This is a genomic window from Cupriavidus gilardii, assembly GCF_013314895.1.
Taxonomy (GTDB): domain Bacteria; phylum Pseudomonadota; class Gammaproteobacteria; order Burkholderiales; family Burkholderiaceae; genus Cupriavidus; species Cupriavidus gilardii_C.
This window is the reverse complement of the sequence record NZ_JABTYE010000029.1, coordinates 37,199-58,451: the sequence shown is the minus strand read 5'-3', so window position 1 is coordinate 58,451 and position 21,253 is coordinate 37,199. Positions and strand designations below refer to the sequence as shown.

Annotated in this window: 17 protein-coding genes; 11 read left to right on the top strand and 6 right to left on the bottom strand. The window is 69.3% G+C overall.

Annotated features, from left to right (window positions below):
- The first annotated feature begins 164 nt into the window (after positions 1-164).
- The 10 genes from HTY53_RS22025 to HTY53_RS21980 all read left to right on the top strand — a co-directional run bounded on the left by HTY53_RS22025 (position 165) and on the right by HTY53_RS21980 (position 12,930).
- Complete coding sequence (locus HTY53_RS22025) at positions 165-1,769, top strand: 3'-5' exonuclease family protein (RefSeq protein WP_174108746.1); 1,605 nt, start codon at positions 165-167, stop codon at positions 1,767-1,769.
- Between the two features lie 253 nt (positions 1,770-2,022).
- Positions 2,023-2,352, top strand: coding sequence for a hypothetical protein (locus HTY53_RS22020; RefSeq protein WP_254600069.1), 330 nt, complete (start codon positions 2,023-2,025; stop codon positions 2,350-2,352).
- 440 nt (positions 2,353-2,792) lie between these two features.
- On the top strand, positions 2,793-3,836 hold the full coding sequence (locus tag HTY53_RS22015; protein ID WP_174108744.1) for an ABC transporter substrate-binding protein: 1,044 nt from the start codon (positions 2,793-2,795) through the stop codon (positions 3,834-3,836).
- Between the two features lie 91 nt (positions 3,837-3,927).
- Entirely contained in the window at positions 3,928-4,965 is a 1,038-nt protein-coding gene (locus tag HTY53_RS22010; protein ID WP_174108743.1) for an aromatic ring-hydroxylating dioxygenase subunit alpha, read from the top strand.
- Positions 4,966-5,073: 108 nt separating this feature from the next.
- Positions 5,074-5,934 carry an ABC transporter ATP-binding protein gene (locus HTY53_RS22005; protein WP_174108753.1) on the top strand — a complete coding sequence of 287 codons (861 nt, stop codon included), beginning with the start codon at positions 5,074-5,076 and terminating at the stop codon, positions 5,932-5,934.
- Positions 5,935-5,965: 31 nt separating this feature from the next.
- Entirely contained in the window at positions 5,966-6,760 is a 795-nt protein-coding gene (locus tag HTY53_RS22000; protein ID WP_174108742.1) for an ABC transporter permease, read from the top strand.
- On the top strand, positions 6,757-8,226 hold the full coding sequence (locus tag HTY53_RS21995; RefSeq protein ID WP_174108741.1) for an amidohydrolase family protein: 1,470 nt from the start codon (positions 6,757-6,759) through the stop codon (positions 8,224-8,226). Before HTY53_RS22000 ends, HTY53_RS21995 begins: the two co-directional genes overlap by 4 nt.
- A gap of 301 nt (positions 8,227-8,527) precedes the next feature.
- A complete protein-coding gene (locus HTY53_RS21990; RefSeq protein ID WP_174108740.1) occupies positions 8,528-9,100 on the top strand; it encodes a sigma-70 family RNA polymerase sigma factor in 573 nt (190 codons plus the stop codon).
- Positions 9,097-10,203 (top strand): FecR family protein, encoded by a 1,107-nt coding sequence (locus tag HTY53_RS21985; RefSeq protein ID WP_174108739.1) that lies wholly within the window; start codon positions 9,097-9,099, stop codon positions 10,201-10,203. Before HTY53_RS21990 ends, HTY53_RS21985 begins: the two co-directional genes overlap by 4 nt.
- A 222-nt stretch (positions 10,204-10,425) precedes the next feature.
- Positions 10,426-12,930: a TonB-dependent siderophore receptor gene (locus tag HTY53_RS21980; protein ID WP_254600068.1), complete on the top strand. Its 2,505-nt coding sequence runs from the start codon at positions 10,426-10,428 to the stop codon at positions 12,928-12,930.
- Here the strand turns inward: HTY53_RS21980 and HTY53_RS21975 are convergent.
- Positions 12,921-13,913: a pyridoxamine 5'-phosphate oxidase family protein gene (locus HTY53_RS21975; RefSeq protein WP_174108738.1), complete on the bottom strand. Its 993-nt coding sequence runs from the start codon at positions 13,911-13,913 to the stop codon at positions 12,921-12,923. The genes HTY53_RS21980 and HTY53_RS21975 overlap by 10 nt on opposite strands.
- Before the next feature lie 28 nt (positions 13,914-13,941).
- A complete protein-coding gene (locus HTY53_RS21970; protein ID WP_174108737.1) occupies positions 13,942-14,580 on the bottom strand; it encodes a glutathione S-transferase family protein in 639 nt (212 codons plus the stop codon).
- 120 nt (positions 14,581-14,700) lie between these two features.
- Between HTY53_RS21970 and HTY53_RS21965 the strand changes: the two genes are divergently transcribed.
- A complete protein-coding gene (locus HTY53_RS21965; RefSeq protein ID WP_174108735.1) occupies positions 14,701-15,591 on the top strand; it encodes a LysR family transcriptional regulator in 891 nt (296 codons plus the stop codon).
- Between the two features lie 50 nt (positions 15,592-15,641).
- Here HTY53_RS21965 and HTY53_RS21960 read toward each other — a convergent pair whose 3' ends face one another.
- The 4 genes from HTY53_RS21960 to HTY53_RS21945 form a co-directional block, all read right to left on the bottom strand.
- Complete coding sequence (locus HTY53_RS21960; RefSeq protein ID WP_174108733.1) at positions 15,642-16,643, bottom strand: Bug family tripartite tricarboxylate transporter substrate binding protein; 1,002 nt, start codon at positions 16,641-16,643, stop codon at positions 15,642-15,644.
- A 10-nt stretch (positions 16,644-16,653) separates the two neighbouring features.
- Positions 16,654-17,967 carry a DUF1254 domain-containing protein gene (locus tag HTY53_RS21955; RefSeq protein WP_174108731.1) on the bottom strand — a complete coding sequence of 438 codons (1,314 nt, stop codon included), beginning with the start codon at positions 17,965-17,967 and terminating at the stop codon, positions 16,654-16,656.
- Between the two features lie 20 nt (positions 17,968-17,987).
- On the bottom strand, positions 17,988-20,159 hold the full coding sequence (locus tag HTY53_RS21950) for an acetate--CoA ligase family protein (RefSeq protein ID WP_174108729.1): 2,172 nt from the start codon (positions 20,157-20,159) through the stop codon (positions 17,988-17,990).
- A 99-nt stretch (positions 20,160-20,258) separates the two neighbouring features.
- Complete coding sequence (locus HTY53_RS21945) at positions 20,259-21,065, bottom strand: IclR family transcriptional regulator (RefSeq protein ID WP_174108727.1); 807 nt, start codon at positions 21,063-21,065, stop codon at positions 20,259-20,261.
- Positions 21,066-21,253 lie beyond the last annotated feature (188 nt).

Below are 21,253 nucleotides of genomic sequence, written 5' to 3'. Positions count from 1 at the left end.
TGCCAACCCCGCCGCCGTTCGGCTGCGAGGGGGCGAATATTAAGGGAGCGTGACAGCCAATGCAAGCGCTTTTTTGCAGACCCCGCGAACCGGCTCACAGCGGCGCATCGGTCACTTGCTTGCCAATCAGGCTCCGCCGTCTCCGTGGCGCTTAGAATCGCTGGATGCCCGACCTGCCCAGCCATCAAGACCAGCCCACTTATCTAGCCGAGCGCCTGCCCGCGGACGCGCCGCGCCAGCTCGACGCCGCCACGCTGGCATCCGCGCTGGCCAGGCCCATCGTCTTCGTCGACCTCGAGACCACCGGCACGGACGCGCAGCGCGACCGCATCACCGAGATCGGCGTGGTCGAAGTCGGCCCGGACGGCGTGACCGAGTGGGACACGCTGCTGGACCCCGGTTGCGCGATACCGCCGTTCATCCAGCGCATGACCGGCATCACCGAACAGATGGTGCGCGGGCAGCCGACCTTCGAGACGTTGGCAGAAAGCCTGGCGGAGCGGCTCCAAGGCAAGCTGTTCGTCGCCCACAACGCCCGCTTCGACTACGGCTTTCTCAAGCAGTCGTTCAGCCGCGCCGGCATTACGTTCCGGGCGGACGTGCTCTGCACCGTGCGGCTGTCACGCGCGCTGTTCCCCTCGGTGGAGCGCCACGGACTCGATGCCTTGATCGCGCGCTTCGGCCTGCAGCCGAAAGGCCGGCACCGCGCACTCGCCGACGCTGAACTGCTGTGGCAGTTCTGGCAGCAGGTGCACGGACTCTATTCGGTGGAACTGGTCGAGTCGGCGATCGCCTCGCTGGTCAAGCGCGCGAGTCTGCCGGCGGGCCTCGAGGAGACCGCACTCGACGATGTCCCGCAGGCGCCCGGCGTCTATCTGTTCCATGGCGACAACGGCGCGCCGCTCTATGTCGGCAAGAGCGTCAACCTGCGACAGCGAATCGGCGCGCATTTCTCCGGCGACTATCGCTATGCGAAGGACCTGCGGCTGTCGCGCGCGGTGCGGCGGGTGGAATGGCGCGAGACCGGCGGCGAGATCGGCGCGCTATTGCAGGAGGCGCTGCTGGTCAAGCAGCTGGAGCCGGTGCACAACACGCTGCTGCGGCGCAAGGGGCCGCTGTTCGCGTGGGAACTGCCGGACGGCCTGATGGCACCGCGCTTGCGTTCGGACCGCGATACCGATTTCAGCCGGCATCGCGCGCTGTTCGCCGTCGCCGCGAGCCGCGCCGGCGCGTACGCCCGCCTGCGCGAGCTTGCCGAGCAGCACGGCCTCTGTCAGGCGACGCTGACGCTGGAACAACGCGGCCGGATCGGAACCCCGTGTTTTGCGCGGCAGCTTCATCGATGCGCCGGCGCCTGCGTTGGCGTCGAGCCGCTGCGCGCCCATCGGGAGCGGCTGGCCGACGCGCTGCGTCCGCTGGCGATCGCGCCGTGGCCGTTTGCCGGCCCGATCGCCTGGCGCGAACAGGACCATGCGCGCGCCCAATGGCATGTCATCGAAAACTGGTGCTATCTCGGTTCGGTTGCCTCGCTGGCAGAGGCGGCGACGCTGCTGGGCGAGCCGGCCCGCTTCGATCTGGACAGCTATCAGATCCTGGCGCCGCATCGCGAGCGGCTGCTTGCCGAGGCCGTCGTGCTGCCTCGTCCGTCCACCTTCGAGCTGCGCCCGTGCGAGCCGGTCTTTGCCGCGCGACGGGACAGCGCGGCCGTACCGGCACGAGCCAGACGTGTCCCTGCCGCGCAGACACCGCTGCCCCTATTCGAGTTGTGAACGCCGGCCGTTCCATCACACCGGCCGCGATCGTCTGTACGCCAGCGCACACTCCCGTCTTGGCAATGCGTGGCCGGTCGCATAGCCTGCCTCGTAACGGAACATCCGCAGCGGAGCCGCCATGCCTTCGATTCGTGCCTCATCCCGGGCCCACGCAACGGCCCCGCGCCCGCGATGGCGTCTTGCCTGGCTGGCCACAACGGCAATTGCCGCCGCATCGTTGTTCGGATGCGCCGGCCCGCCGACCGGCGCGATGCAGTCGATCATCGACTCGTGGCGTGCGACCTCGATCGATCGAGCCAGGACGCAATGGGGCCCGCCGACCGCCGTGCAGCCGCTTGCCAATGGCACCGCCTACGTATGGACCGACGAATTTCCGCGCGCGCAAGCGCCCGGCAGCGGACCGCGCGAAGCCCGGGCGCCGACCGACCCCGCGCCCGCCACGATAGGCCGCTGCCAGCGCCGCTTGATTGCCGGCGCCGATGGCATCGTCCTGGGCGGCGACTGGAGCGGCGACAGCTGTTGCCTGACCACCGCCTTCGGCCGTTGCGCGGCGCTGCTCAATCGCCAGCCGAAACGTTGAGCCTCGAAGGATCCGGCCCCGAACGTTGACCCGCACCGGATCGCATCACGCTGCACCAAAGCCGCGATCCGATTCAAACCCCGGCGCCCACAGTTGGCGCACCGGGCCTGATCCAGGCCGCCTCGTACGCCGATCTCGCGTGGCATGCCTCTTGCGAGATCCCCTACCGAGTAGAAGCGGTTAGCGCCGACGCATCGCCATCGCAGGCCGATGCCCCCGGCGCGGGACATTGCTCTCACGACCACCGGTCGTCACCGGCAGCGCCATGCGCGCGCCGCGTGTTGAACCCGGCCGCCACGGCCGCGAACGAGAGAGAGCGCACACGATGTCCCGTCCCTGCCATGCCTTCCCGTCCCATCGCCGAGCCGTGCCGCGCCCGCCCTGAGCGCCGGTGCCGCCCACGTTCGCCCCTTTCCTTTGACGACGACACCACCGACCCCATGAACACGTCGCACCCCGCTCCCGCACTGACGGCCGAGGACGCATCGGCCATCGCCCTTCACCGTTCACGCCGACGCCTGCTGGCCAGCGCACTGGCAGCCGTCGCGCTGACCATCGCGCCGCTGGCTGCTCTCGCCGCCGACAAGGTCACCTTCCTGACGTCCTGGTATGCGCAGGCCGAGCACGGCGGCTTCTATCAGGCGGTGGCCGAGGGCATCTACAAGAAGCATGGCCTCGACGTGACCATCCGCATGGGCGGACCGCAGGTCAACGGCATGCAGATCCTGACCAGCGGCCAGGCCGACTTCCTGATGGGCTACGACCTGCAGGTGCTCAAGAGCGTCGAGCACGGCGTGCCGGTAACCACGGTCGGCGCCTCCTTCCAGAGCGATCTGCAAGGGATGATGACGCACGACGACGTCAATGGTCTCGCCGATCTGAAGACCCGTACCGTGCTGGTCTCCACCTCCGGGCGCACCACCTGGTGGCCGTGGCTGAAGGCAAAGTACCAGCTCGACGAAGCGCAGTCGCGCGTCTACACCTTCAACCTGCAGCCGTTCTTCGCCGACCGCAACACCGCACAGCAGGCCTACGCCTCGTCGGAGGTGTTCGCCGCCGAAAAGGCCGGCGTCAAAACGCGCTTCTTCCTGTTCGCCAACGATGGCTATCCGCCCTACGGCACCACCATCGTGACGATGCAGAAGACCGTCAAGGACAAGCCCGATCTGGTCGCGCGCTTCGTTCGTGCGTCGATGGAGGGCTGGAGGAGCTATCTCGCCGATCCTGCCCCGGCCAACGCGCTGATCAAGCGGGACAACCCCAACATGAAGGACGACCAGCTGGCCTGGGGCCTGGCCAGGCTGAAGGAATACCGGCTGGTCGACGGCGGCGACGCGGCCCGCCACGGCATCGGCGTGATGACCGACGCCCGCTGGCAGAAGACGCGCGACTTCATGGTCGGCGCCGGCTTGCTGAAGGCCGAGACCGACTGGAAGCAGGCCTACACCACGCAGTTCGTCAGGGATCTGAAGGTCATGCCCTGAGCCGCGCACGCACGCCATCGAACGCCTTCGCCACCACCGATCAACCCGAACCCCGGCGCCATCCGCGTCGTTCGCATTCCGAGGAATCACCATGCTGGTCACCCGACAACCCGTGCTGCGCCGCTTCTGGTACGCGCTGATGCCGGTCTCGATGCTCGACGACGGCCCCAGGCCCTTCACGCTGCTCGGCGAGAACCTGGTGCTGTGGAAACGCCCCGACGGTTCCGTGGCCGCGTTGCAGGACCGCTGCTGCCACCGCACCGCGAAGCTGTCCAAGGGCTGGGTCAACGAGCGCGGCGACATCGTCTGCGGCTATCACGGCTGGGAGTACGACTGCTCCGGCGCCTGCGTGCGGATTCCGCAGGCGCCGGACAGCCGGGTGCCGGCGGGCGCGCGCGTGCCGGCCTATCGCGCCGAGCAGAAATACGGCTACGTGTGGGTCGCGCTGGACGAACCGCTGCAGCCGATTCCCGACTTCCCCGAAGAGGGCGACCCGGCCTATCGCCGCATCCTGCAGTACTACGAGCAATGGAATACGAGTCCGCTGCGCGTGATGGAAAACGCGTTCGACAACTCGCACTTCAGCTTCGTCCATCGCGCCAACTTCGGTCTCGCCGACCAACCGAGGCCCGAGAAATACGAGCTGAAGCAGCGCGAATGGGGTTTCGAGGCCGAGACGCTGGTACCGATCCGCAATATCGAAGCAGGCCATCGCGTGACGGGCACCACGGAGCCGATCACCTACCGGCATATGTTCAACCGCTGGGACATGCCGTTCACGCGCCGCTTCGGCTGCATCTATCCGGCCAGCGGACGCCATCACATCATCTACAACTGCGCGACGCCGATCGACGACAGGACCGTGATGCTGTCGCAGTGGCTCTATCGCAACGACCGCGAGGAAGACTGCTCGACCGAGGAGTTGATCGCCTGGGACGCGCCCATCGTCGCCGAGGATCGCGAGATTCTGGAGGCGACCGACTACGACGCCTGCATCGATACGCGCCGCCGCGTCGAGTTCCATATGGAGTCGGACAAGCCGGGGCTGCTGATGCGCAGGATGCTGCTGGATCTGCTGGAGCAGCACGGCGAGACGGAAGTGTTCCGCGTGCCCGTCGTCAGCGGCTGAACGCCTCGGCACGCAGCCACGCCCTACCGCAGACCACCGGAGACCTCCATGTCCGCCCTGTTTCGCGTTCGTCCCGGCACCCCATCGTCCGAACACGCCGGCATCGCCATGCCGATCGGTTCCGCAACGGCAGGACCCATCGACGCCCGCGCCGTCGACGCGCCGATCCTGTTCGCCAACCAGGTCGAGAAGACCTACCCCAACGGCACCGTGGCGCTCGAGCGCATCAGGCTGTCGATCCGGCCCGGCGAATTCGTCTCGCTGCTGGGTCCGTCCGGCTGCGGCAAGAGCACGCTGCTGAAGCTGTTTGCCGGGCTGGAAGCACCGTCGGCCGGTCATCTGCGCTGGTGGGGCGAAGGCGCGCTGCCGGGCGCGAAGCCCGCTGCCGCGGCGGACGCCGGCGCGCGCCGCACGCTGGCGATGGTGTTCCAGGAGGCGACGCTGATGCCGTGGGCGAAGGTCGCCGACAACGTGCGGCTCCCGCTCGATCTCGCGCGCATGCCGCGCGAGCAGGCCGACGAGCGCGCACGGCGCGCGCTTGCTCTCGTCGGCCTTTCCCAGTTCGGCCAGGTCTATCCGCGCGAGCTGTCGGGCGGCATGCAGATGCGCGTGTCCATCGCGCGGGCGCTGGCAACCGAGCCGGATCTTTTGCTGATGGACGAGCCTTTCGGCGCGCTCGACGAATTCACCCGCAACCGGCTCGACGCCGACCTGCGGGCGCTATGGGCAGAGCGCGGCCTGACCGTGGTGTTCGTCACGCACAGCATCTACGAGGCGGTCTATCTGTCGAGCCGCGTGGTGGTGATGGCGGCGCGGCCGGGCCGCGTGATCGCCGACGTGGCGATCGACGGTCCCACGGTACGCGACGAGGCCTACCGGGTTTCCCCGGCATTCATCCAGCACTGCGCGCGGCTGTCGGCGCTGCTGACGCAGGCCAATACCGGCGTCGCACCGGCCGATCGCGCGTAACCGAATCCAGGCGCATCGAAGGAGTCCAATCATGTCATCCCCCCTGCTGTCCCGTCCCGCCGTACAGCGCATTGCCGCGCCGCTGGCCGTGGGCGCGCTCATGCTGCTGGCCTGGCAGGCCGTCTGCGTCTGGCTCGACGTGCCGCCGTATCTGGTGCCGACGCCGACGGCAATCGCCCGCACGCTGGTCGAGGACTGGTCGCTGCTGTCGGGCTCGCTGTGGGTGACGCTGCGCATCACGATGCTGGCGTTTGCGCTCGCCGTCGTGCTGGGCACCGCAGCGGCCTTCGTGTTCGTGCAGAGCCGGCTGCTCGAAGCCAGCCTGTTTCCCTACGCGATCCTGCTGCAGGTCACGCCGGTGGTTGCTATCGCGCCGCTGATCATCATCTGGGTCAAGGAACCCATGCTGGCGCTGGTGATCTGCGCCACCATGGTCGCGATCTTCCCGATCATCTCGAACACCGTGCTTGGCCTGCGCAGCGTCAATCCCGGCCTGCTGAACCTGTTCCGCATCAACCGCGCCACTCGCTGGGACACGCTGCGCCGACTGCGCGTACCGAGCGCGCTGCCATATTTCTTCGGCGGGCTGCGCATCAGCTGCGGCCTGGCGCTGATCGGCGCGGTGGTGGCCGAGTTCGTCGCCGGCACCGGCGGTACCGGCGCGGGGCTCGCCTATCAGATCCTGCAGGCCGGCTTCGCGCTGAATATCCCGCGCCTGTTCGCCGCGCTGGTGCTGATCACGGTGACCGGCGTGCTGCTGTTCGGCGCGATGGTGATGCTGTCGCGGCTGGCGCTGTCGCATTGGCATGAAAGCGAGCTGGCATGACATCGAACTTCTCTCCCCTCGACGCCGCCAGCCGCGCCCCTTCGCTGCTGATCCGCAACGCCGCTGCGATCCTGACCGGCCTCGCCGGCGACGCGGCGCGCCATCCCGGTCCGGACATCCGGCTGCGTGGCGGCCTGATCGAAGCGATCGGCACGCTGTCGCAGGAGCCTGACGACACCGTGATCGACGCCACCGATTGCGTGGTCTATCCGGCCTGGGTCAATACGCATCACCATCTGTTCCAGTCGCTGCTCAAGGGCGATCCGGCCGGGCTGAACCTGACGCTGACCCCCTGGCTCGGCGCCACGCCGTATCGCTTTCGCGCGGCCTTCGACGAAGCGACCTTCCGCCTGGCGGCGCGCATCGGCCTGGTCGAACTGCTGCGCAGCGGCTGCGGCACGGTCGCCGACCACAACTATCTGTACTACCCCGGCATGCCGTTCGACAGCTCGGCGATCCTGTTCGAGGAAGCGCAGGCGCTGGGCCTGCGCTTCGTGCTGTGCCGCGGCGGCGCGACGCGGACACGCCAGCTCGAAAGCGAACTGCCGCAGGCGCTGCGGCCCGAAGCGCTGGACGGCTTCCTCGCCGATTGCGAACGCCTGACCGCGCGCTACCACGATGGCGCCGGCACGGCGATGCGGCGCGTGGTGATGGCGCCGACCACGCCGCTGTACTCGATGTCGCCCGACGAGCTGCGCACCTGTGCACGCACCGCACGCCGGCTCGGCATCCGGCTGCACAGCCATCTGTCCGAAACGGCCGAATACCAGAATGCCGCGCGCGCGATGCACGGCACCACCCCGGTCGCCTTCTGCGCCGAGGTCGAATGGCTGGGCCCCGACGTCTGGTTCGCCCATCTGGTCAAGCTCGATCGCGATGAGATCCGCATGCTCGGTGCAACGAAGACCGGCATCGCGCATTGCCCGCAAAGCAATGGCCGGCTCGGCAGCGGCATCGCCGATCTGCCGGCGCTGGAGGCGGCCGGCGTGCCGGTCTCGCTCGGCGTCGATGGTGCGGCATCGAACGAGGCCGCGGACATGATCAGCGAGGCCCATGCCGCCTGGCTGCTGCAGCGGGCCCGGCGCGGCCACGCCGCGCGCCCGGTGTTCGAGGGCGGACGCTTCGAAGGCGGGGCGGATGCCGCCAGCGTCGAGGACGTGGTGCGCTGGGGCACGGCGGGCGGTGCCGCCGTGTTGGGTCTCGACGCAGTGGGCGCGCTGCGGCCCGGCATGGCCGCCGATCTGGCGATCTACCGGCTCGACGATCCGCGCTGCTTCGGCCTGCACGATCCGGCCATCGCGCCGGTCGCCAGCGGCGGCCGGCCGGCGCTGCGCGCGCTGATCGTGGCCGGCCGCGTGGTCGCCGAACACGACGCGATTCCGGGCGTGGATCTCGCCGAACTGGGCGCGCAGGCGCGCGCGGCGGTGCGCCGCCTGAAACAACGGGGCGAGGCCCCAGGGGCATGAGGGCACAGGTAGATGAGAGAGAACCGAGGGGGCTTGCTGTCGGACTCGATGGTCTCGTCGGTGTGCAGACGATCTCCGCCATGGTCCGCCATGGCTCGCTCGCGCCGAGCGCGCCATGGAAAGACGGACTGCGATCCGCCGATAACTCCCCACCCGCCGATAGCCCGCCAATAAGCCGCCAATAAGCCGCCAATAACGCGCCAATAGCCGTTGCCAAATCCCACTCACATTCATAAAATGCGAATCGTTCTCATTTCCCAGCATTCCCCGGACCAGGCCCTGCGCCATGGCCGGAGCCCCCATGTCCGCCGCCGAGCCCCTGCCGTCGCAGCCGATCGATGCCCTGTACAGCGACCATCATTCGTGGCTGTTCGGCTGGTTGCGCAAGAAGCTGTCCTGCCCGCATGACGCGGCCGACGTGGCGCACGACACCTTCGTGCGGATCCTGGCCTCGCGCGATGCGCTGGCCGTCGTGCGCGAGCCGCGCGCGTATCTGACCACCACCGCGAAGCGGCTGATCGTCGATCGCGCGCGGCGGCACAAGCTGGAGCAGGCCTATCTGGCCGAGCTGGAACAGGCCGCGGCCTCGCTGGACGGGTTTCCGTCGCCGGAGCAGACCGTGGCCGCGCTGCAGGCGCTGGCGCAGATCAGCGCCGCCCTCGACGGCCTGCCGCCGAAGCCGCGCGAGGCCTTCCTGATGCACTACCTCGACGGGCAGACGCATGCCAGCATCGCCGCGCATCTGGGCGTGTCGACGCGAATGATCCATAAATATCTGGTGCAGGCGCTGGCGCATTGCGCGTTGGCGGAGGACGGCGTGGATGCGGTCGAGCCCGATCACGGCGTCACGGCTGCAGCGTCGTGCGCGCAATGAGCGCGTACACGACCGACAGCGATCCGGTCGCGCAGGCCGCCGACTGGATTGCACGCCTGACCGCCGACGATCCCGACGAGCGCGCCACCGCGCAGATCGAATTCGCACGCTGGAAGGCCGCCGACCCGCGGCACGCACGCGCCGCCGCTCGCGTGGAATCCCTGCTCGAGCGCCTGCAAGACCTGCGTCAGCATGCCGGTGGCGATGTCCGCCCTGCACGCGCGGCGTTGCGCGCCGCCTTCGAGGATGGACGACATGACCGGCGGCATGACCCACGGGATGACGGGCGGCATGCCGGACCGCGTGACAGCGTACGGGATGGCATGCGGGGCGGCAAACCGACGCGCCGCCGCCGCACCACAAGGCATCTCGGCGCCCTGGCCGCCGCGCTCGTAACAGCCGCCGTCCTCGCACTGTCGCTGCATGCCTGGCCGCCGGCGTATCTGCTGGCCGATCTGCGTACCGGCACCGGCCAATGGCAAACCCACACGCTGCCCGACGGCACTCGCCTCACCCTGAACAGCGGCAGCGCGGTGGATCTGCGCTACGACGAACGGCACCGCCTGATCGAGTTGATCCGCGGCGAGGTGCTGATCGATGTCGCGCGCGATCCGGCGCGGCCCTTCGTCGTCCGCACCGCGCAGGCCGACATCGAGGCGCTCGGCACGCGTTTCAGCGTCGGCCGCGACGACGGCCGGACCGTGCTGACGATGCTGGAGTCGAAGGTCCGGGCCCGCGCCACCGGCGCGCACAGCGAGCCGCGCCAGGCGGTGGTGTCCGCCGGCGAACGCGTCGCGGTGACCGCGGCCGGGCTTGGGCCCATCGAGCGGGTGCATGCGGACAGCATCGAGCAGGCCTGGCAACGCCGCCAGCTGATCGCGCACGGGCAGCCGCTGCCCGAGCTGCTGGACGCGCTGAATCGGCATCGTCCGGGCTGGATCGGCTACGACCGCAAGCAGATCGCGGACGTGCGGGTGTTCGCGGTGCTGCCGCTGGACGACACCGAGCAGGCGCTGCAATTGCTGGCCAATGCGCTGCCGGCGGTGCGGGTGCGGCAGTTGACGCCGTATCTTGTGTGGGTGGACGCGGCGGCAGGGGAGTAGATCGGGGGTCCCCTGGTGTTCTCCCTCTCCCCTGCAAAGGGTGAGAGGGTTGGGCGGGTGGTGTCCAGCGGCGATGGCATGGCAAACGCCGTCGCCCTCTCACCCGCCCCTCTCCCGCGGGAGAGGGAAGAAAAACCAGCGCTACCAACCATGGCCCGGTTCCGATCCGCCTGCCTCATCCGTCAAACACAACAACAACAAAAGCACGGAAACCGCGAAATCATGAGCCACACCCATTCCGGGCCCGTACGGCCTCGCCTGAACTCGCGCGCGCTTGCCGTCCGGCTGGCGATGCCACTGGCCGTCGGCACCGCGCTGGCGAGCGCGATGGCGCTGCCCGCGCGCGCCCACGCGCAAACGCAAACGCAAACGCAAACGCAAACGCAAACGCAAACGCAGACGCAGACGCAAACCCAGACCCAGTACGACATCCCCGCCGGCCCGCTGGCCGAGGCGCTGACGCGCTTTGCTCAGCAGGCCGGCGTCGCCATCACGGTCGACGCCGACAAGCTGCGCGGCTTGCGCACGCAGGGCCTGCGCGGCCGCTATGGCATCGACGAGGGCTTTGGCGTGCTGCTGCGCGGCAGCGGCTACGCGATCGGCAGGACCCCGGCCGGCTATCTGCTCGTGCCGGCCGCCACGCCGGCGCCGCAGGCCAACGCGGCACCGGCCGATGCCGCGATGCTCCCCGCCGTGACGGTCACCGGCAACCAGGAAACCGCGCTGAGTCCCGGCATTGGCTTCGTCGCCAAACGCAGCGCCGCCGGCACCAAGACCGACACGCCGCTCGCCGAGACGCCCCAGTCGATCTCGGTGGTCACGCGCCAGCAGCTCGAAGACCAGAAGCCGCGCAGCGTGTCCGAGGCGCTGAACTACACGCCCGGCGCCTTCACCGCGCTGGTCGGCGCGACCAACCGCTACGACTACGTCGCGCTGCGCGGCTTCATCGACAGCAGCGTCGACAACTCGCTGCTCGACGGCCTGAAGGTGCTGGGCGATCCCGGCAGCTACAGCTCGATGCAGGTCGATCCGTATTTCCTGGAGCGCATCGACGTGATTCGCGGCCCTGCCTCGGTGCTGTACGGGCGCGCCTCGCCCGGCGGCGTGGTCGCGCTGACCAGCAAGCGGCCGCAGTTCGAGCGCGCCGGCGAGGCCCAGGTCACCGCAGGCAACCGCAACCGCTACGAGGTGGGCTTCGACCTGACCGGCCCGATCGACGACAACGGCGTCGCCGCCTATCGGATCACCGCGATCGGCCGCTCGATGGACACGCAGTACCGCCATGTCGAGGAAGAGCGCTTCGCCATCGCGCCGTCGCTGCTGCTCAACATCAGCCCGGACACGCGCCTGCTGCTGCAGGCCTATCTGCAGCGCGACCCGCATGGCGGCTATCACGGCGCGATTCCGTCGGACGCCACCATCACCGCCGCGCACAACGGCCGCCGCATCCTGCGCAGCTTCTTCGACGGCGAGCCGGGGCACAACGAATTCACGCGCACGCAGCGCATGGTCGGCTACCAGTTCGAACATGCGTTCAACGACCGCTGGCAGTTCCGGCAGAACTTCCGCTATCTGTCGTCCGACGTCACGCTGCAGCAGGTCTATGGCTATGGCTGGGCCGGCCCCAACACGCTGACGCGCTACTACTCGGGTGCCGACGAAAGCCTGGACGCCTTTATCGTCGACAACCAGCTGCAGGGGCAATTCGATACCGGCCCGCTCAAGCACACGCTGCTGTTCGGGGTCGACTACCAGCATCGCCACGTCGACGGGTGGTGGGAATCGGGCAGCGCCGCGCCGATCGACGCGTTCGATCCGGTCTACGGCAACGCCGGGCTGTCCGGCCTGTTCCGCGCCAATATCGACCGCAAGCTCGAGCAGACCGGCCTCTATCTGCAGGACCAGATCGCCTGGGATCGCTGGCGCCTGGTGCTGGGCGGCCGCCAGGACATGGCCAAGGTATCGAACCTTGGCTTCGGCGCCGCCTCGCGTTCGGAATGGGACGGCTCGAAGTTCACCAAGCGCGCAGGCCTGGTCTATCTGTTCGACAACGGCATCGCGCCGTATGCCGGCTATAGCGAGGGCTTCAACCCGAGCGGCAGCACCGCCCGCGACGGCAGCCTGCTGCCGCCGACGGAGAGCCGGCAGGTCGAGATCGGCGTGCGATACCAGCCGCCGCGCAGCAGCACGCTGCTGTCGGCCTCGCTGTACGACCTGACGCAGGACAAGGTCGCCGCGCGCGTGCTGTCGACCCCGTACTACCAGCCCGCCGGCAAGGTCCGTTCGCGCGGGCTCGAGCTGGAGGCGCGCTCGCGCGTGACCGACAAGCTGTCGCTGCTGGCCAGCTACACCTACACGCATATGCGCTACGTCGAGTCGCCCGAGGGCGTGGTCGGCAACACGCCGTACCAGGCGCCGCAGCATATGGCCTCGGTATGGGCCGATTATCTGGTGTTCCCCGGCCTCACCGTGGGCGCCGGCGTGCGCTATGTCGGCACCAGCTGGGCCGACAACGAGAACTCGCTGAAGGTGCCGTCGACCACGCTGGTCGACCTGATGATGCGGCTGGACCTGAGCCGCATCAGCCCGTCGCTGAAGGGCACGGGATTGCGTGTCGCCGCCACCAATCTGTTCGACAAGACCTATGTGTCTTCGTGCGCCGGGCTGCTGAACTGCTACTACGGCGAAGCGCGCAACGTGATGGCGACGCTCACCTATCAGTGGTGATCGGCCGCCGGCGCAGGCCATTCTCCGGTCTGCGCCAGCACCGGCGACACGCTGACGAGCCGGCCGCGCAGCGGCAGCACGCCGGGGCGCCGGACCACCCGCTCGACCCGCATCCGCACCAGCCGCTCGGCGCCGGCATAGGCCTGCACCTCCGGACCTTCCCAGACGATCTCGGCGCGCACTGCCACATGCAGCAGCGTGCCGCTCTCCCAATCGACGAACAGCAGGCCGGCGCGGGGATTGGCGACGAGGTTGCCGATGGTATTGAAATAGGCGTTGCCGTTGAAGTCAGGCATCGTCAGCGTCCCGTCGCCATCCACGCGCACGAAGCCGGGCTTGCCGCCGCGATGGGACACATCGGCGCCGCCGCTGTGCGGCGCGTCCGGATCGCTGTGATGGGTGGCGATGAACAGCGTGTCGGCGCGCCGCACGAACGCGATTGCCTCGTCGTCGAGCCGGTCCAGCAGCTGGGGCGCGGCGACACCCCCATCCGCTGACGGCGAGTGCACCGGCAGCAGTTCGCGCTGCTGGATGTAGCGCGGGCAGTTGCCGAAGCTCTGCCGCACCCGCACGGTAAAGCCGCCCGCGTCGCGCTGCGTGATCACGCCATTGAGGCGGTTGCGCCGGCGCGTCGGCAATTCGATGCCCAGCAGGCCAAGCTCCGCGCCGTCGCGCAGCGCGCCATCGAGCGGATCGCCGGGCAGCGGCAGCGCATCCAGGCGCAGCTGGAGCGGATCCAGCGCGTGGGCAAAGCCCGGCTCGCCGGCCAGCATGGTCGCCCAGACGCCGCCATCGCCGGTACGCGCGCCGGCCAGCATGAACGGCAGCTGCGCGAAGAACAGCCGATGCTGCTCCAGCATTTCGCCGCGTACGATGCGGCGTCCCACTCCTTCCATCTGCTCGCGCTTGCCGGCGCGCTGCTGCGCCAGCCGTTCGCCGCTGTGGAAAGGAGAGCCCTCGTGGGGCCAGGTCGGCAGTTCCATGATCGCGCTCCGCAAGGGCAGGTTTGGCTCAGGCGGCCTGGGCCACGGGCATCGGCACGAAGCGCGGCAGCGCTTCGACGCGGGCCAGCCAGGCGCGGATCGCGGGATACGGGGCCAGGCTGATGCCGCCCTCTTCGGCTCGAGCGATATAGGCGTAGGCAGCGACATCCGCCAGCGTGGCCTGCTGGCCCACCAGGAAGGCCGAGGCGGCCAGCAGCGGCTCCATCGCCGCGAACAGCCGTTCGGCCTGCCGGCGGGCATCGTCGAGCGGCACGTCCATGCCGAACACGCCCGCGAGCCGTGCCCGGGCCGGGCCGAAGGCGATTTCGCCGGCGGCGACCGACAGCCAGCGCTGCACCGCGGCGGCCTTGACCGGATCGCGCGGCAGCCACCGCCCGTCTTCGTCATAGCGCAGCGCCAGATACACCAGGATGGCGTTGGAGTCGGCGATCACGGTGCCGTTGTCGTCGAGCACCGGAATCTGCCCGAACGGGTTCAGGCGCAGAAAAGGCTCGCGCTTGTGCTCGCCGCCGCGGACATTGACCAGTTCGCAGCGGTAAGGCAGATCGAGCAGCGACAGCATCAGTTCGACACGATGGCAATGGCCCGACATCGGCACGTGATACAGCACCAGCGGGGTGGCGGGACGGGAAGATGCAGCGGACATGGTCGGCTCCGGTTCATTGCAGGAGGGGTTGCGAATGCCCGCATTGTGGTCCGCGACAGGTCCGCAATAAAGATCGCCGAAGGTATTTGACTACTCCAATAAATGGAGTAATGTCGCGCGATGGACAAACTTCGCGCGATGCAAACCTTCGTCCGGATCGTCGACAAGGGCAGCCTGACCGCCGCCGCGGCATCGCTCGGCACCTCGCTGCCGGCGGTGGTACGCACGTTGGCCACGCTGGAGGCCCATCTGCAGGTGCGTTTGCTGAACCGCACCACGCGCCGGCTGGCGCTGACGGAAGACGGCCGCAGCTACCTGGACAGCTGCCGCCGCATCCTCGCCACGATCGACGAGGTCGAGGCCGGGTTGACGACGCGCCAGGTGGAGCTCGCCGGCCACCTGACCGTGACCGCGCCGATGCTGTTCGGCCAGATGTATGTGGCGCCCGCGGTCACGCGCTTCGTGCAGCGCTATCCTGCGGTGCATTGCTCGCTGAACTTCGCCGATCGCGTGGTCGACCTGCTCGAGGAAGGCGTCGATGTCGGCGTGCGGATCGGGCCCTTGCGCGATTCGACGCTGATCGCGCAGCCGGTTGGCCGGATCCGCCGCGTGGTGGTCGCCACACCGGCCTTCCTGCGCAAGCACGGCGTGCCGCGCCATCCGGAGGACCTGACGCAGCAGCCCTGCCTGCGCTTCAGCAATGGCAACCCGCACTGGTGGACCTTCCAGGACGACGGCCGCGTGTTCCAGGTGCCGGTCACCGGCAATCTGGAATTCAACCAGACCGCCCCGGCGGTCGCGGCCTGCGCGGCCGGCGCCGGCTTCGGGCACTTTCTGTCCTATCAGGTCGCGCCACTGGTCGCCGAGAAAAAGCTGCGCATCGTGCTGGAGGACTACGAGCTGGCACCGTGGCCGCTGTCGGTGCTCTATCCGCATGCGCGGATGCTGCCGGCGCGGACGCGCGCGCTGATCGACTGGCTCAAGGCCGACCTGGCGCCGCGCTTTCCGTAGGCGCTCCGCCGCTGCTCAAGGGGTGGTGGTGATCGATCGTCAGTCGATCGCTACTCCAGCACCAATCCGGTCCGCCGGATCAGCTCGCCCCATTTGCGCACCTCGCCGTCGATGAACTGGCCGAAGGCCGCGCTGTCCATCGGCTCGGGCTGCAGGCCGAGCCCGTGCAGCTTCGCGCGAACGGCGGGGTCGGCAAACACCGCGCCGGCATCGCGATTGAGCTGACGCACGATTGCGTCCGGCGTGCCCGCCGGCGCCACCAGGCCGAACCAGCCGTAGCCGACCACGCCGGCGTGGCCTTGCTCGGCGAAGGTCGGCGCCTCCGGATACACCGCGCTGCGCTGCTCCGACGCGACCGCCAGCACGCGCAGCTTGCCGGCCTTGATGAACGGCAGCGCCGAGGTGATCGCAGTCAGCGTCGCATCGACGCGCCCCGCCAGCAGCTCGGTATAGGCGGTCGCGTCGCCCTTGTAATGCACGGTCAGCGCCTTGAAGCCGGCCTGCGCGGCGAACAGCTCGCCGGTCAGATGCGGGCCGGAGCCGATGCCGGGCGACGCCAGGGTGATGCCGTCCTTCTTCTCGCGCGCGAGCTTGACGAAGTCCGCCAGCGTGCGCGCCGGTGACGATGCATTGACGATCAGGAAGATGGGCCCGACCACGCGCGGGCCAATCGGCTTGAAGTCCCTGGCGACGTCGTAGCGCTGCTTCAGCCCCGCCGCGGTATTGATCGCGAACGGCGCGGCCGCCCACAGCAGCGTGTAGCCGTCGGGCGCGGCATGCGCGACCAGCTCGTTGGCGACGCGCGTGCCGGCGCCGGGCCGGTTCTCGACCACGAACTGCTGGCCATACTTGTGGCTCAGCGCGTCGGCCAGCACACGCGCCGAGGTGTCGTTGGAACCGCCGGCGCCATAGGGCGAGATCAGCTTGACGGGACGCGAAGGATAGCTGTCGGCATGGGCCAGCGGGCCGACCGCCAGGCCGACGGCGGCCAGCACCCACATCAGCCAGTGCCTGGCGAGCCGGCCGCCGCGAAAGAAGGTGGAGCGCATCATGGCGGCCTCCTCAGGGAATCCGCCGCACGGGCGGAATGACATACTGGCCCGCCATGAAGGCGGGGCTCGGATGATAGAGCCGCAGGATCAGATAGAACGGTCCGGCCGGCGCCGGCAGCCAGTTGTCGATCGAAGCGGGACGCGCATGCGAGATCGCGATCGCCAGGCTGCCGTCGGCCTCGTAGCGCAGCCCCGGCGTGCGGTCGCCGATCGCATAGCGGCCGATGGCGTTGGCGGTGAAGAAGCGGTCCTCGCCGTACAGCGACACCGACCAGAACGCCTGCGCCGGCGGCAGATGGCCGGCCGGGAAGCGCAGCTCGTAGGTGCCGGCGCCGGTCAGCGGCTGACCGTCGGCATCGAAATCGGCCATCGCATAGACGGCCTCGTCGGCGCGCAGCGCACCGAGCCCCTTCATCGCGGTGGTGGCGCGCAGCAGCCAGTCGTCGCCGTACAGCCCCAGCTTCAGGCTGTACCCCCAGCTCTTGCGTCCCTGGCTGCGCGTATGCGCCTCGATCAGCTGCATGCCCTGGCGATACGCGCTGACAAGCCCGTCCTGCACCGCCGGGCGCAGCGCGGCGATCTCGACGTCGTCCTCGAGCCGGACACCGAGGCGCCGCAGCAGCGTCAGCAGTCCCCGTCCCTCGGCCGACGGCGGAAATTCGCGCAGCGCCTGGAACAGGTTGTGAAAGAAGTCGAGCGCGGCATCGCCGGTGTCGCGCCACAGCCGCACGCATTGCGGCTGCCGGCCGATCGCCGGCGCATCGAGCCGGAAACCCCGCTCGAACGCATGCGCGGCCGGCAGGTCCCGCTCGCCCTGCACCAGCACGCGGCCGAGCAGCCAGACCAGCGAGGTCGGGCAGGCCACGGCGTGGGCAGCGCTGGCCCGCTGGCCCGGGCCGAGGAGTTGCACCGCCGCGCCGTCCGCGGGCACGTTGCGCGGCCCGAGGTTCGCGAAGTTGTTGGTATGCGCGTCGAGCAGCTCGACCACGTAGTAGCGATCCGGCTCGGTCAGCGGTGGCACGTGCAGCGTCACCGGACCATCGGTCAGATCGACCCAGCCGCAGAAGTACAGCAGGTCGTTGGCCGGCGTGACGATGTCGCGGTCCTCGTGCGTCCATTGGCGCGTGCTCGCCGACAGCACATTGACCGGCGCCCGGCCGTAGCCGGTGGCAGCCTCGACCGAGGTCTGCAGGCGGCAGGTGCGCAGCGTTTCGATCAGCGGGTAGCCGTAGATCACCAGCGGCAGCGCCGCGGCGGCGGCCAGGGCCTGCTGGGGATTGTCGTAGACGGGGGCGGAGAAGACGGGGCTGGCGGGATGGTTCATTGCGGGTGCTCGCTCGGGTTTCAAGGCGCGTCCTGCCGCAGCGTGATGACGGCATCGGCCGCCACCGGGCCCTCGGCCGTGACGATGAAGGGATTGATCTCCAGCGTGTCGAGCCGCGGCCCGATCGCGGCAGCGGCCTGCGATACGCGCACCAGCACCTCGGCCACCTGTTCCAGCGGCACGGCGGGATTGCCGCGATGGCCGGCGAACAGCGCCTCGGCCCGGCTGTCGCGCAGCATCGCCAGCGCACGCGGCATCGACAGCGGCGCCAGGCCGAATGCCATCTGCCGGAACACCTCGACCGCGGTGCCGCCGATGCCGGCCAGCGCGACGAGTCCGAACACGGGATCGCGCCGGAGGCCGACCATCAGCTCGCCCCAACCCCGCAGCATGCACGCGACCACCACGCCCTCGAACGGCACCGGCGCGCCGCCATGGTCAGCCGCATGACGGCCGACCGCATTGCGCACGCGCGCAAACGCCGCGCGCACCGCGTCGGCATCGTGCAGGTTCAGCGCCACGCCGCCGACATCGCTCTTGTGCAGGATCTCGCGCGAGCACAGCTTGACCGCGACCGGATAGCCGAGCCGTTCGGCCAGGCGCACCGCCTCGTCGGCATCGCGCGCCAGGCCGTGCGGGGCCACCGGTACGCCGGCTTCGGCCAGCAGTTGCATCGCCTCGTGTTCGGACAGCGCGTTGGCCTCGGCTGCGATTCGAGGCAATGTCGGCAAGCGCTCCGGCAAAGGTGCGTCGCCTCCAATGCGGCTCGCGCGCTGCGCCGCCGCCCTGGCCAGCACCGCCACCGCTTCGATCGCATGCGCCGGCTCGCGGAACACCAGGCAACCGTGCTGTTCCAGCCAGGCGCGGCGATCGTCGGCGACCAGCCCGCACAGCAGCAGCGGCGCGCTGTCGGCGGTTTCGTGCAGCGCCGCCACGGTGCGCTGCAGCTCGGGCCACAGCGCGGGCGCATTGGCGCCGGCGGCGAGAAAGGTCACCACGCTGCCGTATTGCCCGCATGCGGCGACGTCGCGCAGCGCATCCAGCAACACGCGCGGCTGCGCCACGATCTGGCCGGTGACGTCGATCGGATTGGCAGTGCTGGCAAATGGAATTGCGCGGCGCAGCGCCTCGGCGGGGGCGGCCGGCATCGGCGGCATCGGCAAACCCAGCTGTTCGGCACGATCGGCCATCATGATGCCGACGCCGCCGGACACGGTGACGATCGCCACCGGCGCCACCGCATCGGCGGCCAGGCCGCTGCCGCTGTGCCAACGTGACGGCCGGCGGCCGCGCGACAGCACATAGCCCAGCCGGAAGAACGCTTCCAGCGATTCGGCGCGATGCACGCCGTATTCGTCGAACACCGCCTGGTAGACCGCGTCCTCGCCCGCCAGGCTGGCGGTATGCGATTGCGCCGAACGTGCGCCGGCCTCGGTGACGCCGACCTTGGCCACCACCACCGGCTTGCCGGCCGCGCGCGCGGCGGCCAGCGCGCGGCGCAAACGATCGCCATCGCGGCAGCCTTCCATATAGGTCAGGATCACGCGCGTGTCGTCGTCGTGCGCCAGCCATTCGATCACGTCGGCGACCTGCAGCCCGGCCTCGTTCCCGGTGGTGACCCAGTGGCTCAGGCCCAGACCGGCCTCGCGTGCCAGCGCAAAGGCATAGGCGCCGAAGGCCCCGCTCTGGCTGACGAGTCCCACATCGCCCAGCGGCGGCAGGCCGCTCAACGGAATCGGCGAGAAGGTCGCGAACATGCGCTCGCGCAGATTCATCGCGCCCAGGCAATTGGGCCCCAGCAGCGTGATGCCGTGATGCCGCGCCTGGTCGGCCAGCGCCTGCTGCATCCGGGTGCCCGCCTCGCCGACCTCGGCGAAGCCGGACGTAAAGAACACCGCCGCGCGCGTGCCATTGGCCGCCAGCTGGGCCATCACGTCGGCGCTGGCCAGTGCCGGCACGGCGACGATCGCGAGGTCGACCGGCTCCCCGAGCGCATCCATCGACGGTGTGGCGGGCAGGCCCTGGATCTCGGCTGCCGCCGTGTTGACCGGATGCACGCGGCCGCGATACCCGAGCTCGCGCAGCAGGCGAATCGGCATGCCGCCGACCTTCTCCGGTTGAGACGAGGCGCCGATCACGGCGATCGAGCGGGGGCGCAGCAAGGCGGACAGGTCAGGGGTCGGGTCTGGCATCGATGTCTCCGTTGTTGTCGTCAGTCGATGGCGCGTCGGAGCGGCATCGTGGTGTCTCGTTGTCGGGCCCTGCGCTGCGGCGCGGCGCGATTGGCGGACCTATCGCCCGACGCCCGCCGCCTGCTCGATGCTGCGAACCATCTCGGCCAGCATCGGCGCCACGCGCTTTTCCAGCATGCCGCGGCGAAGCTTGCTGCCGGCGATCGCGCAGTTGAACAGCAGCGGCCGGTTCAGATAGACGATGCGCGAGTAGATGCCGACGCCATGCACGCCGATGCCGGCTTCGCCCTCGTTGATCGCGTACCCGCGCTTGGGATAGTGGGCGACGTTGTGGCAGATGCGGTCGTAGCTGGCGGCGTATTCGTCGGAACGCTCGCGCCGCGCGGCGTCCATCAGCTTCTGGAACTCGACCTTCGACAGCGTGCACAGGAAGGCGCGGCCCATGCCCGTGGTCAGCACCGACCGCACCGCGCCGACGCCGGGTCGCGCCGGCGTGCCCTCGTTGTGCGTGCAGGTGAGCAGATACGTCACGTCGAGCCGGTGCGCCACGCCCATCGACACCGCGCCTTCGATGCGGTCGGCCAGCGCCTGCATCAGCGGCCGCGCGGTATGCCGCATCGGCAGACCGGTCAGGTAGGGGTAGCCGAGCGCGAGCACTTGCGCGCTGACGAAATACTTGTCGAGCTTCGGGTCCCAGTCCAGATAGCCGAGCTCGTACAAGGTCTTGCAGATGCGCGACACGGTCGCCCGCGGCAGTTGCAGCCGGCGCGACAGCTCGCCGTTGCCCATCGGCTGCGGCTCGTCGATGAAGCAGCGCAGCAAGGCAAAGCCCTTGGCCAGCAGTCCGCCGAACGACGGATCGTCGCGGCGGCGCTCGGCGATGAATTGTTCGACCGGCGTGTTCATGTTGTCTCCTGAAATCCAGTGTGGGCGGTCGCGGCGACGACCGTCAAATGATGGAACGGATTTCCAGATATTGGAAATAAGGAGGCGGTCGTTGACGCTGCCCGAAGGGATCCCTAACGTGAGCGGACACGGCATCGAACGGATCGCCGAGCCAATCGGCGTTGCGCCGGTCCGAGGCCGTATCGCTG

Coding starts and splice junctions, on each gene's coding strand:
- HTY53_RS22025 (WP_174108746.1), top strand. CDS start 165: ATGCCCGACCTGCCCAGCCATCAAGACCAGCCCACTTATCTAGCCGAG.
- HTY53_RS22020 (WP_254600069.1), top strand. CDS start 2,023: ATGCAGTCGATCATCGACTCGTGGCGTGCGACCTCGATCGATCGAGCC.
- HTY53_RS22015 (WP_174108744.1), top strand. CDS start 2,793: ATGAACACGTCGCACCCCGCTCCCGCACTGACGGCCGAGGACGCATCG.
- HTY53_RS22010 (WP_174108743.1), top strand. CDS start 3,928: ATGCTGGTCACCCGACAACCCGTGCTGCGCCGCTTCTGGTACGCGCTG.
- HTY53_RS22005 (WP_174108753.1), top strand. CDS start 5,074: ATGCCGATCGGTTCCGCAACGGCAGGACCCATCGACGCCCGCGCCGTC.
- HTY53_RS22000 (WP_174108742.1), top strand. CDS start 5,966: ATGTCATCCCCCCTGCTGTCCCGTCCCGCCGTACAGCGCATTGCCGCG.
- HTY53_RS21995 (WP_174108741.1), top strand. CDS start 6,757: ATGACATCGAACTTCTCTCCCCTCGACGCCGCCAGCCGCGCCCCTTCG.
- HTY53_RS21990 (WP_174108740.1), top strand. CDS start 8,528: ATGTCCGCCGCCGAGCCCCTGCCGTCGCAGCCGATCGATGCCCTGTAC.
- HTY53_RS21985 (WP_174108739.1), top strand. CDS start 9,097: ATGAGCGCGTACACGACCGACAGCGATCCGGTCGCGCAGGCCGCCGAC.
- HTY53_RS21980 (WP_254600068.1), top strand. CDS start 10,426: ATGAGCCACACCCATTCCGGGCCCGTACGGCCTCGCCTGAACTCGCGC.
- HTY53_RS21975 (WP_174108738.1), bottom strand. CDS start 13,913: ATGGAACTGCCGACCTGGCCCCACGAGGGCTCTCCTTTCCACAGCGGC.
- HTY53_RS21970 (WP_174108737.1), bottom strand. CDS start 14,580: ATGTCCGCTGCATCTTCCCGTCCCGCCACCCCGCTGGTGCTGTATCAC.
- HTY53_RS21965 (WP_174108735.1), top strand. CDS start 14,701: ATGGACAAACTTCGCGCGATGCAAACCTTCGTCCGGATCGTCGACAAG.
- HTY53_RS21960 (WP_174108733.1), bottom strand. CDS start 16,643: ATGATGCGCTCCACCTTCTTTCGCGGCGGCCGGCTCGCCAGGCACTGG.
- HTY53_RS21955 (WP_174108731.1), bottom strand. CDS start 17,967: ATGAACCATCCCGCCAGCCCCGTCTTCTCCGCCCCCGTCTACGACAAT.
- HTY53_RS21950 (WP_174108729.1), bottom strand. CDS start 20,159: ATGCCAGACCCGACCCCTGACCTGTCCGCCTTGCTGCGCCCCCGCTCG.
- HTY53_RS21945 (WP_174108727.1), bottom strand. CDS start 21,065: ATGAACACGCCGGTCGAACAATTCATCGCCGAGCGCCGCCGCGACGAT.